16 protein-coding genes are annotated in these 15,633 nt (G+C 64.7%); 15 read left to right on the top strand and 1 reads right to left on the bottom strand.

What is annotated here, in order from left to right; all coding sequences use genetic code 11:
• The 14 genes from HCN58_RS33155 to HCN58_RS33220 all read left to right on the top strand — a co-directional run.
• Nucleotides 1-1,286: flotillin family protein (locus tag HCN58_RS33155; RefSeq protein ID WP_283814676.1), on the top strand; the 1,286-nt coding region annotated here is incomplete at its 5' end.
• 9 nt (nucleotides 1,287-1,295) lie between these two features.
• Entirely contained in the window at nucleotides 1,296-1,733 is a 438-nt protein-coding gene (locus HCN58_RS33160) for an SRPBCC family protein (protein WP_171583558.1), read from the top strand.
• A gap of 1 nt (nucleotide 1,734) precedes the next feature.
• Nucleotides 1,735-2,178 carry an SRPBCC family protein gene (locus tag HCN58_RS33165; RefSeq protein WP_171583559.1) on the top strand — a complete coding sequence of 148 codons (444 nt, stop codon included), beginning with the start codon at nucleotides 1,735-1,737 and terminating at the stop codon, nucleotides 2,176-2,178.
• A gap of 16 nt (nucleotides 2,179-2,194) precedes the next feature.
• Entirely contained in the window at nucleotides 2,195-3,013 is an 819-nt protein-coding gene (locus HCN58_RS33170; protein WP_171583560.1) for an FAD binding domain-containing protein, read from the top strand.
• A 4-nt stretch (nucleotides 3,014-3,017) separates the two neighbouring features.
• The gene (locus HCN58_RS33175) at nucleotides 3,018-3,497 is read left to right on the top strand and encodes a (2Fe-2S)-binding protein (protein ID WP_171583561.1); all 480 of its coding nucleotides are present in this window, start codon (nucleotides 3,018-3,020) and stop codon (nucleotides 3,495-3,497) included.
• Between the two features lie 11 nt (nucleotides 3,498-3,508).
• Complete coding sequence (locus HCN58_RS33180; RefSeq protein ID WP_171583562.1) at nucleotides 3,509-5,092, top strand: xanthine dehydrogenase family protein molybdopterin-binding subunit; 1,584 nt, start codon at nucleotides 3,509-3,511, stop codon at nucleotides 5,090-5,092.
• A gap of 1 nt (nucleotide 5,093) precedes the next feature.
• Complete coding sequence (locus HCN58_RS33185) at nucleotides 5,094-6,116, top strand: xanthine dehydrogenase family protein molybdopterin-binding subunit (RefSeq protein WP_171583563.1); 1,023 nt, start codon at nucleotides 5,094-5,096, stop codon at nucleotides 6,114-6,116.
• 8 nt (nucleotides 6,117-6,124) lie between these two features.
• Nucleotides 6,125-7,006 carry an AAA family ATPase gene (locus tag HCN58_RS33190; RefSeq protein ID WP_171583564.1) on the top strand — a complete coding sequence of 294 codons (882 nt, stop codon included), beginning with the start codon at nucleotides 6,125-6,127 and terminating at the stop codon, nucleotides 7,004-7,006.
• A complete protein-coding gene (locus tag HCN58_RS33195; RefSeq protein WP_171583565.1) occupies nucleotides 7,003-8,121 on the top strand; it encodes a vWA domain-containing protein in 1,119 nt (372 codons plus the stop codon). The genes HCN58_RS33190 and HCN58_RS33195 overlap by 4 nt, the downstream gene beginning before the upstream one ends.
• Complete coding sequence (locus tag HCN58_RS33200; protein WP_171583566.1) at nucleotides 8,118-9,008, top strand: amidohydrolase family protein; 891 nt, start codon at nucleotides 8,118-8,120, stop codon at nucleotides 9,006-9,008. The genes HCN58_RS33195 and HCN58_RS33200 overlap by 4 nt, the downstream gene beginning before the upstream one ends.
• 53 nt (nucleotides 9,009-9,061) lie before the next feature.
• Nucleotides 9,062-9,910, top strand: a complete 849-nt coding sequence (locus tag HCN58_RS33205) for an MBL fold metallo-hydrolase (RefSeq protein ID WP_171583567.1) — start codon at nucleotides 9,062-9,064, stop codon at nucleotides 9,908-9,910.
• Nucleotides 9,911-9,929: 19 nt separating this feature from the next.
• Entirely contained in the window at nucleotides 9,930-11,507 is a 1,578-nt protein-coding gene (locus tag HCN58_RS33210) for an isochorismatase family protein (protein ID WP_171583568.1), read from the top strand.
• A gap of 13 nt (nucleotides 11,508-11,520) precedes the next feature.
• Nucleotides 11,521-12,147, top strand: a complete 627-nt coding sequence (locus HCN58_RS33215; protein ID WP_171583569.1) for an FMN-dependent NADH-azoreductase — start codon at nucleotides 11,521-11,523, stop codon at nucleotides 12,145-12,147.
• A 73-nt stretch (nucleotides 12,148-12,220) separates the two neighbouring features.
• Entirely contained in the window at nucleotides 12,221-13,234 is a 1,014-nt protein-coding gene (locus HCN58_RS33220; RefSeq protein WP_171583570.1) for a zinc-dependent alcohol dehydrogenase family protein, read from the top strand.
• A gap of 32 nt (nucleotides 13,235-13,266) precedes the next feature.
• On the opposite strand, the gene HCN58_RS33225 is transcribed toward HCN58_RS33220, so the two are convergent.
• Nucleotides 13,267-14,094: a DUF2066 domain-containing protein gene (locus HCN58_RS33225; protein WP_235984108.1), complete on the bottom strand. Its 828-nt coding sequence runs from the start codon at nucleotides 14,092-14,094 to the stop codon at nucleotides 13,267-13,269.
• 451 nt (nucleotides 14,095-14,545) lie between these two features.
• Between HCN58_RS33225 and HCN58_RS33230 the strand changes: the two genes are divergently transcribed.
• Entirely contained in the window at nucleotides 14,546-15,613 is a 1,068-nt protein-coding gene (locus HCN58_RS33230; protein ID WP_171583571.1) for an efflux RND transporter periplasmic adaptor subunit, read from the top strand.
• The last annotated feature ends 20 nt before the right edge of the window (nucleotides 15,614-15,633 follow it).

The following is a 15,633-nucleotide window of genomic DNA, read 5'->3' on the forward strand; positions in this document are numbered from 1 at the left end:
TCGCCTCGCGCGAAGCCATCGAGGCCGCGCGCATTGCCCAGGAGAAGGTCGTTGCCGCCCAGCGCATCCGGGCCGAAAAAGAAACCAGAGGGCTGGAGATCGAGCGCACCGAAGCTATCGAGGCCGCCGAACTCAGGCGGCGCGACGCGATCGAGCGGCGCCGCGTCGAGGTCGAGCTCGCGCTCGAAGCCGAGCGCATTGCCTCGTCCAGGACTCGCGAGGTGCTCAATATCGACCAGAAGAAGGCGGTCGAGATCGCCGACGAGGAGCGCGTGATCGCGCTCGCCGCCAAGCGTTCCGAGCGCATCGATGCCGATCGCCAGGTCAAGCAGGCCGAGATCAACGCGCGCAAGGAAGTCGAGACGACCGATGTCTCGCGCGAGCAGGCGCTCGAAGCCGCCCGGCTGGCGCGGCGGCGTGCGATCGAGCAACTCGAAGTCGCCCGTGTCCAGGCGCTGCAGGAAGCCGAGATCGCCTCCCGCGAGGAAGTCGAACGTGCCCGCATCGCCTCCGATCGCGGCCTTGACGAAGCGCGCATCGGCCGCGAGCGCGATCTGCGCAGGCTCGAGGTCAACCGCGAGAAGGACGTCGAGACGGCGCTGATGGAAAAAGCGATCGCGCTTTATCAGAAATCGCTGGAGGAATCCGCCGCCAAAGTGGCGGCCGAGGACGCCCGCGTGCGCGCGACCGAGGCGGCCGAGCGCGTCGTCACCGCTCGCGAAAGCGAGATCGCCAAACGACAAAAGACCGTCGAGGTGCTGCTGGCGGAGAAGCGGGCCGAGGAGACCCGAATCGCTGCCGACGCTGAGCGTGTGCGCGCCGCAGTCGAAGCCGAAGCACAACGGCTGCTCAACGAAGCGGAGAATGTGCTCACCGACCAGGCGCGCTACTCGCTGTTCCGCCGCAAGCTGCTCGACCGGATCGAGGGCATCGTCCGCGAGAGCGTCAAGCCGATGGAGAAGATCGAAGGCATTCGCATCCTTCAGGTCGACGGCCTCAACGGCAACGGTGGCGGCGGGAATGGCGGCCGCAGCGCCACCGACGAGGTGATCGATTCGGCGCTGCGATACCGGGTACAGGCGCCGCTGATCGACTCGATCCTTTCCGACATCGGCGTCGAGGGCGGGAGCCTGGCCAAGATGCCCGGCCTCATTCGCGAGGCCCGCGACATGCAGGGCATCAAGGAATCGACGCGCAAGGCCGGTCCTGGCAAGTCCGACGCGTCCCCCGCCGCGCCTGCCGCCGGCGAGCCCCCCGCCGAACGCGGACCGCGCAAGAAAGGCTGAGAGCACACCATGGCCCGCGTCTACGTCTCCACTGTCGTTAACGCCCGCAACGACCGCGTCTGGGCGCGCGTGCGTGACTTCAACGGGCTGCCGAACTGGCATCCGGCGATCGCGGAGAGCCGCATCGAAGGCGGCGAGCCCGCGGACAAGATCGGATGCGTGCGGGATTTTCGCCTGCGCAACGGCGATCGCATCCGGGAGAAACTGCTCGGGCTCTCCGACTACGACATGTTCTGCACCTACTCCATCCTGGAGTCGCCGATGGGCGTGGAGAACTACGTTGCAACGCTGCGGCTGACGCCCGTGACCGACGGCGACCAGACCTTTCTCGAATGGACCGCCGAGTTCGACTGCGCGCCGGAACGGGAGAACGAACTGATCGGCAATATCGGCAGCGGCGTGTTTCAGGGCGGATTCGACGCGCTCAAGCGCGCCTTCGGAGGTTAGCGTGCCGCATATCGTCAGAAGCACGATCCTCGACGCGCCGACCGGCGCGGTCTGGAATGTGCTGCGCGACTTTAACGGTCACGACCGCTGGCACCCCGCGGTGGCCACCAGCACCATCGAGCGCGCCCAGGCCTCCGACAAGATCGGCTGTATCAGGCGCTTCAAGCTGCAGGACGGCTCGGAATTGCGCGAGCAATTGTTGGCGCTCTCAGACCTCGAACAGACCTTCAGCTATTGCCTGCTCGATACGCCGATCCCGATGTTCAACTATGTGGCCCATGTCCGCCTGCTGCCGGTCACCGACGGCGACCGAACCTTCTGGCATTGGGAATCCAGGTTCACCACGCGGCCCGCGGATGCCGAGAGGCTTACGCAAATGGTCGCCGAGCAAATCTATCAAGCCGGCTTCGAGGCCATTCGCCGGCACCTGAAGGAGTCCGCATAAAGGCGGAGGCGAGACTATGCCCGTTACAGTGAAGACGTTCGCGAGTTTTGGCGAGGCGGCATCGGCGCTGTCGTCTGACCGCAGCGCGCGCTATCTCGGCGGCGGCACGCTGGTCATGCGCGCCCTCAACGAAGGCGACGTCTCGATCTCGACCGTCGTGCGCGCGACCGATCACGCGCTGACCCGCATCGATGTCGCAAGCTCGCGTGTCACTATCGGCGCCGGCGTCACCTTTGCGAGAATTCTGGCCGAACGCGATCTTGCCTTCCTGCATGCGCCGGCGCGTTCGATCGGCGGCCCGGCAGTCCGCAACATGGGCACGGTGGGCGGCAATCTGTTCGCACCCAACCCTTATGGCGACTTCACCGTCGCGCTGCTCGCACTCGACGCCACCGTTTCCGTCCAGGGCGGTCTTGGCGCCCGCGACATGCCGATCGAAGAGTTCCTGCGGTCGCGCGAACGGCAGAGCGGCGCGCTGGTGCTGGCCGTCTCCTGCCAGCGACCCGCGAGCTCCGACGCCTTCCGCTACCGCAAGATCGCCCGCATCAAGCCGAAGGGAGGTTCGGTGATCACGCTGGCCGCGCATCTGCCTTCGAGCGGCGGCCGCGTTTCGGGGGCGCGAATCGCGCTCGGCTCGATGGCCGCCACGCAAATTCGCGCCCGGGCCGCCGAACGCGCGCTCGAGGGGCGCGCGCTCGACGATTCCGCAATCAGCGCCGCTGTGGCGGTAGCCGCCGAAGACGTTTCACCCGCCGACGATGCCCTTGGCAGCGCCTGGTATCGCCGCGAGATCGTCGGCGTTCATCTTCGCCGCCTGTTGTCCGGCCTGGAGTAAGAATATGACCAAGACCGCCCTCCAGTTTCGTCACAACGGCCGCGACGTCGCCCTGTTCGTCGACGGCGGCGTCAATCTCCTGGTCGCGCTTCGCGAATCGATCGGCGACATGACGCCGAAGTTCGGCTGCGGCCAAGGCGGATGCGGCGCCTGCAGTGTGCTGATCGACGGCGAACTGCATCTTTCCTGCCTGACGCTGGCGGAAACCGTGAACGGACGCTCCGTCGAGACGCTCGACGGGCTGAAGGACGGGCCCAATCTGCATCCGCTGCAGCGCGCTTTCATGGAGCAGTTCGCGGCGCAGTGCGGCTACTGCACCCCGGGCATGCTGATGGCGGCGAAGGCGCTGCTCGATCGCAATCCATCGCCGACCCGCGCCGAGGTCATCGAGGCGATCTCCGGCAATATCTGCCGCTGCACCGGATACGAGCCGATCGTCAACGCCGTGCTCGCCGCCGCCTCGAGCGGGCGTGCCCGCGCCTGAAGGACACCACCATGCTGGAACTGCGCAAGGACATCTTCGCCGACGAACGCGACGATAACCTGAAGGAAATTGGAAAGGGCACACAGCGTCAGGACATGCTTGGCCATGTCACGGGCACCTCGACCTATTTCGACGACCACAAGCTGCAGGGCATGCTGCATCTCAAAGTGCTGCGCAGCCCGCACGCCCATGCCCGCCTGCGCCGCATCGATACGATGGAAGCGGAACGTTCGTCCGGCGTGCGGCGCATCATCCGCGGGGCCGATGTGCCGCGCAATCTCAACACCCTGCTCAGCCTCATCAATTTCGGCAAGGACGACGAGCCATCTTTGGCGGTCGACAAGGTCCGCTACAAGGGCGAGCCGATCGTCGCCATTGTCGCCGACAGCCCGCGGGAAGCCTATGAGGCGATGTCAAAAGTGCGCGTCGATTACGAGCCGCTGGCTGCGGTGTTCGACGTCGAGGAGGCGCTGAAACCCGGCGCTCCCGTCGTCAATGAGGTATATCCAAAGAACACCTTTATCTATCACGACGTCTACGATCACCAAAAGCTGCGCTTCGGCGATGTGGAACGCGGCTTCGCGGAAGCCGATCACGTGCTCGAGCAGCGCTACCAGATGTCGCCGATCGAGCACGCGCCGACCGAAACCAACGGTTCGATCGCGGCGCCCGACACCAACGGACGCTATGTCGTCTACACCTCGACGCAGGCGCTATTCTTCTCGCTCGATACCTGCGCAAAAATCCTCGACGTGCCCTCCAACACCTTCCACTTCATTGGCGGAACCGTTGGCGGCGGTTTTGGTGGCAAGGTGGACACCCTCACCGAACCGCTCGCCATTCTCGGCGCGATGCTGACGGGGCGCCCGGTGCGCTACCAGCTCGGCCGCGAAGAGGAGATGCAATTCGGCTCGCCACGCGGCGCCGAACGCATTTACATCAAGGACGGTGTGATGCGCGATGGCCGCATCGTCGCGCGCAAGATCCGCGCCTATTTCGACAGCGGCGCCTATACAAGACTTTCGAGCTATGCCGTCGTCAAATGCGTGGCGCACCTGCCCGGCCCCTATACGATTCCGAACGTCCATGGCGACGTCTACTGCGTGTTCACCAACCGGACGCCTGCGACCGCCATGCGCGGTTTCGGCGTCACGGCGATGGATTTTGCGCTCGAATGCCAGATGGATAAGCTGGCGCATCTCATCGGCATTGACCCAATGGAGTTTCGTATCCTCAACGCCTATCGCGACGGCGACATGAAGGCGCACCGGCGCGAGGCCAAGAACACCGCGCTGATTGAATGCGTGCAGGTCGCGGCCGAAAAGGCCAAGTGGCCGCTGCGCGAGGAGGTCAAGCGCATGTCATCGCGCAAGGACGGCGGCGGCAGCCGGGCAGCGATATCGCCGACACCGCGCGAGCCGGAGCCGCAACGTGCCGTGGCTTCGCAGCAGCGAACTACTTACGATCGCGCGCCACCTGCACCGATCCACGAACCGCCACCGACTGCGCCACCACCTCCTCCGAGGCCGCAGGCGCCCTCGCCGTCACACGGCGCCACCCGTTTTTCATCCGTCTTCGGCACCAGGAGACGCTGATATGGCAAAACATCGCGGACGCGGCATCGCTTCGATCAATTATCCGATCGGCATGAACCTCGGTGGCGACCCCAGCCAGGCGCTCGTCCATTCCAACCCCAGCGGCAAGTTCACGGTATCGCTGTCGTCGATCGATCTCGGCCAGGGAATGAAGTCGGTGACGCGGCAGATCTGCGCCGAGACGCTCGGGGTGCCCGTCGAAGACGTCTATGTCGATACGGCTGATTCCGACACCGGCCCGCACTGCATGGGCTCGTTCGCCTCGCGCGGGACCCATCGTGTCGGCAACGCGGTGATGGCGGCGGCCAAGGAGGCGCGCGGCGTCATGATGGAGGCCGCCGCGGAGGAATTGGAGGTCAACGCCGCCGATCTCGACACCGATGGGCGCGGCAACATTCACGTCAAGGGCGCGCCGCACCGCTCGATCTCCACCAAGGATGTCGCGATCGCCGCACAATTCAAGCAGGGCAAGACGATATCGGGACGCGGCATCTTTCTGGTGCCGCTGTCCGAAGTGAATCCCGAGACCGGAGAGATGTCGCCCGCGACCTGTTACGCGCACGCCTGCCTGGTCGCCGAGGTGGAGGTCGACGACGAGACCGGCGAGGTCGCGATGGTGCGCATGGACAGTGCATACGAACTGGGACGCGCGCTCAATCCGCGGCTGGTGGAGCAGCAGCTCGTCGGCGGGGCCTGGATGGGGATCAGCCACGCGCTGTTCGAAACGCCCGAGCCCTATTATCCCGATCCGGCACACGGCCCGCGCGACTTCGTCGAATACCTGATGCCCGGCCCCGGAGATATCTGCCCGCACGACATCGCGGTGCTGGAACGTCCCGCGGCCGACGGGCCGTTCGGCGCCAAGGGCCCCGGCGAGATGTGCGCCAATCCGGTGCTGCCCGCAGTCGCCAACGCCATTTTCAACGCCGTGGGTGTGCGGATGGATGAACTGCCGATCACGCCCGAAAAGGTCCTGCGAGCGATCAAGGCCCAGGGCGGCGCACGGCCGCAGGCGCGGCGCTGAGGTCGAACATGACGTTCCGAGGAAACATCGTTGGCATCGACAGCCCCGAAGCGCTCGAGCGCGCGTTGCGGACGGCGTACTACCTTGCCGACGAGGGCCTTGCGACGGCAGCCTATCTGGCGCTTGCGCTCGGCAAGCCGCTGCTGCTGGAAGGCGCGCCGGGTGTCGGCAAGACCGAAGCTGCCAAAGCCATCGCCGCCGTGCTCGGCCGCCGCCTGATCCGGCTGCAATGTTACGAAGGCATCGACGCATCAGCCGCACTCTATGAGTGGAACTATCCGCGCCAGATGCTCGCGATCCGCCAGGCGGGCGAGGAAAGCATCGACATCTATGGCGAGACTTTTCTGATCGAACGGCCGATGCTGGCCTCGTTGCGCGCGCCAGATTCGACTGTCCTGCTGATCGACGAAATCGACCGCGCTGACCAGGAGTTCGAGGCGTTCCTGCTCGAATTCCTCTCCGATTTCCAGATTTCGATTCCAGAGCGTGGCACGGTTCGGGCCACGGAGCGCCCCGTCGTGGTGCTGACCTCGAACCGCACCCGCGATCTGCATGAAGCGTTGCGCCGCCGCTGCGTCTACCACTGGATCGATTATCCCACCGCCGAGCGTGAGGCGCGCATTGTCATGATGCGGGCATCGAGCGTCGCCGAAGCGACGGCGCGCGCCGTTGTCGCCGCCGTCGGCAAACTCCGGCGCGAGCCGCTCAGCAAGGCGCCGGGTATCGCCGAAGCTGTGGACTGGGCGGAAGCCGCCACACTGCTGCACGCACGCGGCGCGCGTTGGCCGGACGCCTTCAAGCGCTCAATCGGCGTTGCGCTGAAGGACGAGGAGGATCTCACCTTCATCTCCGGCCGACTCGACGCCCTCATCGCGGAGGCTGCCCCGTGAGCGACGAACCTCAATTGCCACGCGCTGCCGGCGTCTTTGTGTCCTTTGTCGCTCTATTGCGCGCCAACGGTTTTGCGGTGGCGCCGGAGCAGACAACGGCGTTCCTGGCGGCCATCGATCTGCTGGGTCCACGCAGCATGGAAGCGATCCGCCGGGCGGGGCTCGCGACGCTCGCCCCGCCGCCCGAGCGGCGCGCGACTTACGACCGGCTGTTCGATATTCATTTTCTCGGCAGCGAAGCCGTGGATCATGCGGGCGCCGAAGATGAGGAAGTCGTTCGCCTGCAGGAGGAGGGACGCGGCGAAGACGAAACATTGCTCGCCGACGAGGCCAATGAGTCAGGACTTGCCGCCGCGCGCGCGGAGGCGCTGGTCGAACGCCGCTTCGCGCCGGGCGCAACCGGCGATGCGCTGCGCCGGCTCTCGCGCGAGGCGCCTGCCCGGCTGCCGCGACGCCGCGGCCACCGGCGCATGCGCGCCCGCCGCGGCCCGTGGGCCGATCTCCGCCGCATCTTGCGCGAGAGCGTGCGCAACGATGGCGAAGTACTGCAGCTCGGCCGCCTGAAGCGGCGCGCCCGGCCGCGCAAGGTTTTGTTGCTGATCGACGTATCCGGTTCGATGAAGGGACGCACCGATGACAATATGAAGCTCGCGCACGTTCTGGTTCACGCCATCCCACACGTCGAGGTGTTCACCTTCGGCACGAGGCTCACCCGCGTCACGCGCGCGCTTCGCCTCAAGCGCCGCGAGCAGGCGCTGTCCGCCGCCGCGCATCTCGTCAGCGATTGGGACGGCGGCACCCGGATCGGCGATGCGCTGCAAGCGTTTCTGGCGGTACCGAGATTCGGCAGTTATGCCCGCGGCGCCGCGGTCGTCATTCTCTCGGACGGCCTTGAGCGCGGAGACCCCTCGGCGCTGCGCGATGCCGTCGCCAAATTGTCGCGGCGCGCCTGGCGGCTGAGTTGGCTGACACCGCTGGCGTCAGGCCCCGGCTTTCAGCCGCAGACCGAGGCGCTGATCGCAATCCGCCGTTTCGTGGATGATCTGGTCGATGGCGGCTCGACCGCCGCGATCGTTTCGCATGTGCTCTCGCTCGGACAAAGGAAGGCCGCGTGACCGACATCGTCGATGCCCATCATCACATCTGGCGTCAGGCCGACCTGCCGTGGCTGAGCGGCCCGATGCAGCCGCGCATCTTTGGCCCTTACGAGCCGATCCGGCGCGACTATCCGATCCAGGAATATCTCGCCGACCTCGCCGGCTCCGGCGTGACGCGGTCGGTCTATGTGCAGACCAATTGGGCCAAGGATCGTTTCGAGGACGAAACGGCGTGGGTGCAGCAGACCGCGAAGGACCATGGCTGGCCGCACGCGATCGTCTCCTTTGCCGATTTCAACGTCGATGACGTCCGCCCGCAGCTCGACCATCTGGCGCGCTATCCCCTGGTGCGCGGGGTGCGCATGCAATTGCACTGGCACGAAAACCCGCTCTATCGTTTTGCGGCCCGGCCGGACCTTTGCGCCGATCCAAAAATCCGGCGCACTATCGCGCATCTTGCCGACTATGGCTTCAGCTTCGATCTGCAGGTGTTCGCGCCGCAGATGGCCGATGCGGCGGGCCTCGCCGAAGCCTGCCCAGATGTAACGTTCGTCCTCCAGCACGCCGGAATGCTGGAAGACCTTTCGCCGCAAGGCCGCGCCGCCTGGCGCGCCGGAATGACACGGTTGGCGGCCCGCCCCAACATCGTCTCAAAACTTTCCGGCCTTGGCACCTTCGTCCATCGCAACGACCCCGCTCACATCGCCTCCATTCTCACCGAGACCGTGGCGATCTTCGGCGCTGATCGCTGCCTGTTCGGCTCCAATTTTCCAATTGAAAAACTCTGGACGACCTATCGCGAACTGATCGACACCTATCTCGCCGCGACAGCCTCGCTTCGCGCCGATCAACGCGATGCAGTTCTGCGAACAACGGCCGCGCGAGTCTATCGGCTGGGAGCTTGAGCAATGCCCGCGCATACGGAATTCAGTTTTTGAGGGGACACGGGAGGGAACACATGCCGCTTGAAATCAAGATTCTCGATTACGGAGATATCGAACTGGAATCGAGCTTTCTCGTGCTCGGCCGCGATTGCGGCCGCACCCGCCGTGTCCTGACGCTGGGCTTCCTGATCGTCGGCGGCCCCTATCCGGTCGTGGTCGACACCGGCTACCGCTCCAACCAGATCATGGAAACGCTGGGCATGCGCGGACTGCAGTTCCACGAGAACATGATCGAAAACCAGCTCGCGCGCCACGGCGTCCGCATGGGCGACGTCCGCTTCGTCTGCCACACCCATCTGCACATCGACCATGCCGGCAAGGACGATCTGTTTCCCATGAACACGACGGTTGTACTCAACCGCAAGGAGCTGGAATATTCCGTCTCGGGGCTGATGCATCCGCAATATCCGGCGCCCGACATCAAGCATCTGATCGACCGACTGCACACCAAGAGCGCACTGCGCTTCCTCGATCTCGAGGTGACCGGCCCGATCGAACTGATGCCGGGCGTCTATTGCGACGCCGCCAACGCCCACACCGAAGGCTCGATGAACATCCACGTCCATACCGCCGACGGAATCGCCACCATCTGCGGCGACGTGATCTACGATTTCAACGACCAGATCGTGAACCCCTTCAACGAAATCCACGACTGGGAGCCGCGCACGACCGGCAATCACGGCACCAGCAAGCGCGCCGAAAAGGCGGCCATCAAAAAACTCCTGAGCAATTCGCGCTACCTTCTCCCGGTCCACGACCGGCCGGCCAGGATCGAAGGCGGCATGGTGGTCGGGCGCTTGCACGACCAGGTGCCTGGGCCCGTGGTTCAGAGCCTGCCGCAACGCAACTGGTTTCCGGCCTGAGCGCTGAAAGGACCGACCGATGACGCACGTCACGCTGCGCCCGGAATTCGAAACGTTGATCGATCCCTATGCGCCGGTCGGCCAGGTCGGCACGGGCTTTGAATTCACGGAAGGGCCGATCTGGCATCCGGTCCATCACTATCTGCTGTTCTCCGACATGCCGGCTGACGTGCGCCGGCGATGGGATGCCAAGCGCGGCGTCGTCGAAGTCAAGCGTCCGTCGAACAAATGCAACGGCATGACCTATGACGCCGAACTCAACCTGATCGTCTGCGAGCATGCCACCTCGTCATTGATTCGCGAAAGCCCGGACGGTCGGCGCGAGGTAATTGCTTCGCATTTCGACAATCAGGAGCTCAACAGCCCGAACGATGTTTGCGTGCATTCCAGCGGCGCGATCTATTTCAGCGATCCCTGGTATGGCCGCATGCCGGTCTACGGCGTCGAGCGGCCGCGCCAGCTCGGCTTCCAGGGCGTCTACCGTATCCCGCCCGGCGGCGGCCCGCCAAAACTCGTGGTCGACCGCCATCTGTTCGACCAGCCGAACGGCCTCTGCTTCTCGCCCGACGAGCGCCTGCTCTACGTCAATGACACCACGCAGGCGCTGATCCGCGCCTTCGACGTCGAAGCCGATGGCTTGCTCTCCAATGCGCGCGTCTTCGCCAGCGGCATCCGTTCCGAGCTCGAGCCCGGTCTGCCCGACGGCATGAAGTGCGATCAGCGCGGCAACGTCTGGGTCACCGCGCCCGGCGGCGTCTGGGTCTATTCGCCGGCGGGCGAATTGCTCGGCAAGGTGCGCGTGCCCGAACTCGTCGCCAATCTCGCCTGGGGCGGGCCTGACTTTCGCACGCTCTATCTGACCGCGACGCATTCGGTCTATGCCATCCCGGTCAAGGCCGGACCGCGCCACGAGCCCTATATGAGCGGCCGGGCTTCGACTGGTCCCGACACCGCTTCCGCTACGCCTGCGTCACCTCAACAAGCCGGCGGCGACATTCAGCTCGATCCGCGCCGCTGCGCGATGATCATTCAGGATCTGCAGAACGACGTGATCATGGAGGGCGGCGCGTTTGCCGATTCCGGCTCGCCCGTCCATGCGCGCCAGCAGCGGGTGATCGACAACGTCCGCCGCCTTGCTGACGCCGCGCGGGCGCGCGGCGTCGCTATCATCCATGTCTGGTTCATCGTCGAACCGGGCGCGCCCGGCGTCACGCTCAACGCTCCCTTGTTCGAGGGGCTAGTCGATAGCGGCGCGATGGTGCGCGGAAGCTGGGGCGCCGCCCCGGTGCCGGGGCTCGAGCCGCGCACGGGCGATTTCGTCGTCGAGAAAATGCGCATGAGCGCCTGGGAAGGCACGCGGCTGGAGACCATTCTGAAGGCGACCGGCCGCGACATGATCATCAACACCGGCGCCTGGACCAACATGTCGGTCGAACATACCGCCCGCACCGGCGCCGACAAAGGCTACTTCATGATCGTGCCCGAAGACTGCTGCTCGACCATGAACGCCGACTGGCACAACGCCTCCATCAATTTTGCCATGCAGAACGTCGCCGTCGTTACCAACGCAGACGCGGTGATCAGGGGATTGGGATGAGCGAGGCCCGGCCATGCCCAAGCTCTTTCACCTGAGCTGCTCGCCGCGCGCGGACTCGGAATCTTCGGCCGGCGCGCGGGTCTTTATCGACCGCTTCCGTCAAGCTCGGCCCGACTGGGACGTCGACGTGATGAACCTGTGGCGGGATCACCTGCCGGAATTCGAGGGTTACGTACTCGAGGCCAAATACGCCCGCATCAATGGACGGGCCTTCACCGATTCACAGCGCGATGCCTTTGCGGTCGCCGAGCGCATCGCGCTCCGGTTCGCGCTCGCCGATCGCGTCCTGATTTCGACGCCGATGTGGAATTTTGGCATTCCCTACAAGCTGAAACAATGGATCGACGTGATCACACAGCCCGGGCTTACGTTCCGCTTCGATCCCTCGCAAGGATATCTGCCCTTGGTCGCAGACAGACCGACGGTGGTGATCCTGGCAAGCGGCAGTGACTTCGTCACCGGCATGAATCGCGGCCGCATCGACATGGCGACGCCCTATTTGCGCGAGGCGCTCCGTTTCATCGGCGTCAGCGACGTTCGTTTCGTGCCGATCGGGCCGACGACCGGGCCGCTCGAACCGATCCGCACCGCACGCGAAGGCGCACATCAGCGGCTGGCCGAGATGGCTGCGCGATTCTGACCCTAAAGCCTTGGCGGAACCAGAATATTTGCGGCAATATTACGCTTACCGGACTACGTCGAAGGAGATCTCCGTGAAATGTTACGAGCTACAGGGACCGAGCGGAATCGATGGACTTGCCCTCGTGGACAAGCCTGTGCCGACGCCCGGCGACGGCCAGGTGCTGGTCCGGCTCAAAGCGGCAACGCTGAACTACCGCGATCTCATCACCGTCAAGGGCGGCTACGGCTCGCGACAGAAATTCCCCCTCGTGCCGGTTTCGGATGGCGCGGGCGTGGTCGAGCGCGTCGGCGCAGGCGTGCGTGAATTCGCAGCCGGCGACCGCGTCATCGGCAGCTTCTTCGAGGACTGGATCGGCGGCGGACCGAGCGAAGCAAAAATGCGCTCAGCCCTCGGCGGCGCGGCGGACGGCGTCCTTGCCGAGTATCGGGTCTTTCCGAAGCACGCGCTGGTCCGGACGCCGGAGCACCTCAGCGACATCGAAGCCGCCGCACTTCCCTGCGCCGGGCTCACGGCCTGGAGCGCGGTGATAAAACTCGGCGGCGTGAGGCCCGGCCAGACCGTTCTGACGCAGGGCACCGGCGGGGTATCCCTGTTCGCAATTCAGTTTGCCAAAATGTGCGGTGCGCGCGTCGTCGCGACCTCTTCCAGCGATGCCAAGATCGAACGCCTCAAACAGCTCGGCGCCGACTTTACGCTGAACTACAAGACGGCGCCGGACTGGGGCAAGAAGGCCCGCGAATGGAGCCTTCACGGCGTCGACCTGGTCGTGGAGGTCGGCGGGGTCGGCACGCTCAACGAATCGATCCGGGCGACCAGGATCGGCGGCACGATCGCGTTCATCGGCGTGCTCGCCGGCCCGCCACCGTCGGACCTACGGCTCCCGTTGATGGTCATGCAGCAGCAGCGGCTGCAAGGCGTCACCGTCGGATCGGTCGAGGATCTCCAGGCAATGGTGGATGCGATCACCACCAACGGCATGAAGCCTGTGATCGACAGAACGTTCCGTTTCGATCAGGCCAAGGACGCATTTGCGCACATGGAGAGCGGTGCGCATTTCGGGAAGGTGGCGATCGAGATCGGATGAAGCGCCATCCCGCTAACCCGCGGCCAATTCCGTCAGCGTCGCGCGCGGCCGCCCGGATCGCCGTTGTCTGACAAAATCTGAGCCGCGCCGCCGATGCCACGCCGGAAGGCTTCGTCGAACGTAACGCCACGGATTTCCCAGACGTGCGTCCGGCCTTGCCAGTCCATCCGCCAATTCGTGACCCATCCAAGCTCGCGGTCACTCCAGGCCAGATATCCGACCAACGCGAGTTCGCCGCCCTGCTCGGTCGCAAGCGGCACCAGGGTCGAGGATGGCACGGCCTCGAGCTTCGCTCCTTCAAGGCCCGATTTCGCCAACGCTGCCGCGCTGGGCAGCACGACGCCTATCCCGCGTTTATCGGCGGCTGCGAGCAAGGCGTCTCGCTGCAGGTCAGACTGGATTCCATCGGCCGTGACGACAAATTTCCTCGGGCCGTTCTCCATCTCGACAAAGACGGCCAGGCGCGGCCGATGTGACAGCCAAGGCTTGAGGCCAAGCGCCCTGAGAATGTCGTCGATTTTCTTTTCCTCGAAGTCGATCGTCAGATCGTAGGGCCGATCGCGGGTCCCCTGCTCGTCACGAATAGGCTTGCCCGAAAACTGGTCGCGATAGCTGAATGCCTTGACGAAACTTTTTGCGTTCGATTTGTACGCCGCCAATCGCTTGTCACCGGCGAGCTTGTGTGCGCCGGATACCTTGATCAGGACGTCCTCCAGACAGGCGGCAAAGCCGGTGATGCGGTTGGCCTCGCCTTGACCCGTGACGACCGTCTGCGCCCGATACAGATCAGCCCCCGCCGCCGCCATCGCGCCCGCGCACCAAACCAGGACTACAGCGAGCGCCGGAAAATATCGTTTCAAGAAGGCTATCCCGCTGGTGAGGCTTCAACCTTAGCATTATGTATCTTCGGCGCGGAAAGTATAGGCGCGGGTCCGGTGACAGGTTCCGACTGCAACATTTTGCCGGGTTTTGAGGTCATTTCAGGATCATAGGCGTCTAGGCAAAGGATCCGCGATGCTGACGGCCTGAAATTGGCGGTGCGGCGCATACAACTCTTGCTGGTTCCAAGAATTGCTTCTATCGCCATTAGGCCTTAGATTTCCGCAATTCGCCTCGTCGAAACGGCGCCGCCTGGCGCATGCGAGAGCTGAACGTGATTTACAACCGAGCTGGGGTCGCCGCCTCACGGAAAAAGCTGAGGGCTCGACCGCTGCTATGGCGAGACACGTAGATCGGCTGTAAGAGAGACCGCTCGCGCGAGAACGATGTCCCGCGCGGAAGCTGCAGCGAGCAGCCGGATGGAAATGAACGATGCGCGAAGACAAGAGCAAATTGCTCAGATCGCTGACCATCGATCGCGGCACCAGCAAGGTGGAACGACCGAAGAGCCGCTGGCTGGCGATCTCGGCCGCCATTGTCGCCGCCTGCGTCGTCGCATTTGCCGCCTTTGCCGCTTTCGAATTGCGCAGGCAGGACCTGCCCAAAGAAACTGCATCGCAAACCGCATCGCAGACCGCCTCACAGCCGCAGGCGCCGCAGCAGCCCCAGCCGCCTGCAACGAATGGCAAGTCGGCCGGCAGCCTGGCGGCCTCCGGCTATGTGGTTGCGCGCCGCAAGGCAACCGTTGCGGCCGAGATCACCGGCAAGGTGGTCGAGGTCTTCACCGACGAAGGCAGGACGGTGACCGAAGGTCAAGTCGTCGCGCGGCTCGACAGCGTGCTGGCTGAAAAGGACTATGAGCTGGCGCGTTCGCGCGTCGACACCGCCGACGCCGCCGTCGCCGCGATCACCGCCGATCTGGAGGATGCGACCCGGATCATGTCGCGGGTACAGACACTGTCACAGAAGAACTTTGCCACCGAGGCAGATCTGACCAAGGCGCAGGCGCGGGTCGGCGTGCTCAGCGCGCAATTGCGCCAGGCGCAGTCACAGTTTGAGACTGCCAAGATCGACGCCAAGCGCAGCGCCTCGATGCTCGACAAGCATCAAATCCGCGCGCCATTCGCCGGCGTCGTCGTCGACCGCAGCGCGCAACCCGGCGAGATGATTTCGCCGATGTCGGTCGGCGGCTACACCCGCACCGGCATCTGCACCATTGTCGACATGGATTCGATCGAAATCGAGGTCGACGTCAACGAAGCCTTCATCGGCCGGGTCGTCCCCGGGGGGGCCGTGAACGCGACGCTGGATGCCTACCCGGACTGGACTATTCCCGCCTCCGTGATCGCGATTGTGCCGACGGCAAATCGCGAGAAAGCTACGGTGAAGGTCCGCATCCGCTTCGACAAGAAGGACCCGCGCATTCTGCCTGACATGGCGGTGAAGGTGAACTTTCTGGCCAAGGCAGATGGCGCCGCCGGCGCCACCGCGGCGAACTAGCTCCCAGCCGATTCAAAGAG

Source organism: Bradyrhizobium australiense, from assembly GCF_013114825.1.
In the GTDB taxonomy this organism is placed as follows: Bacteria; Pseudomonadota; Alphaproteobacteria; order Rhizobiales; family Xanthobacteraceae; genus Bradyrhizobium; species Bradyrhizobium australiense.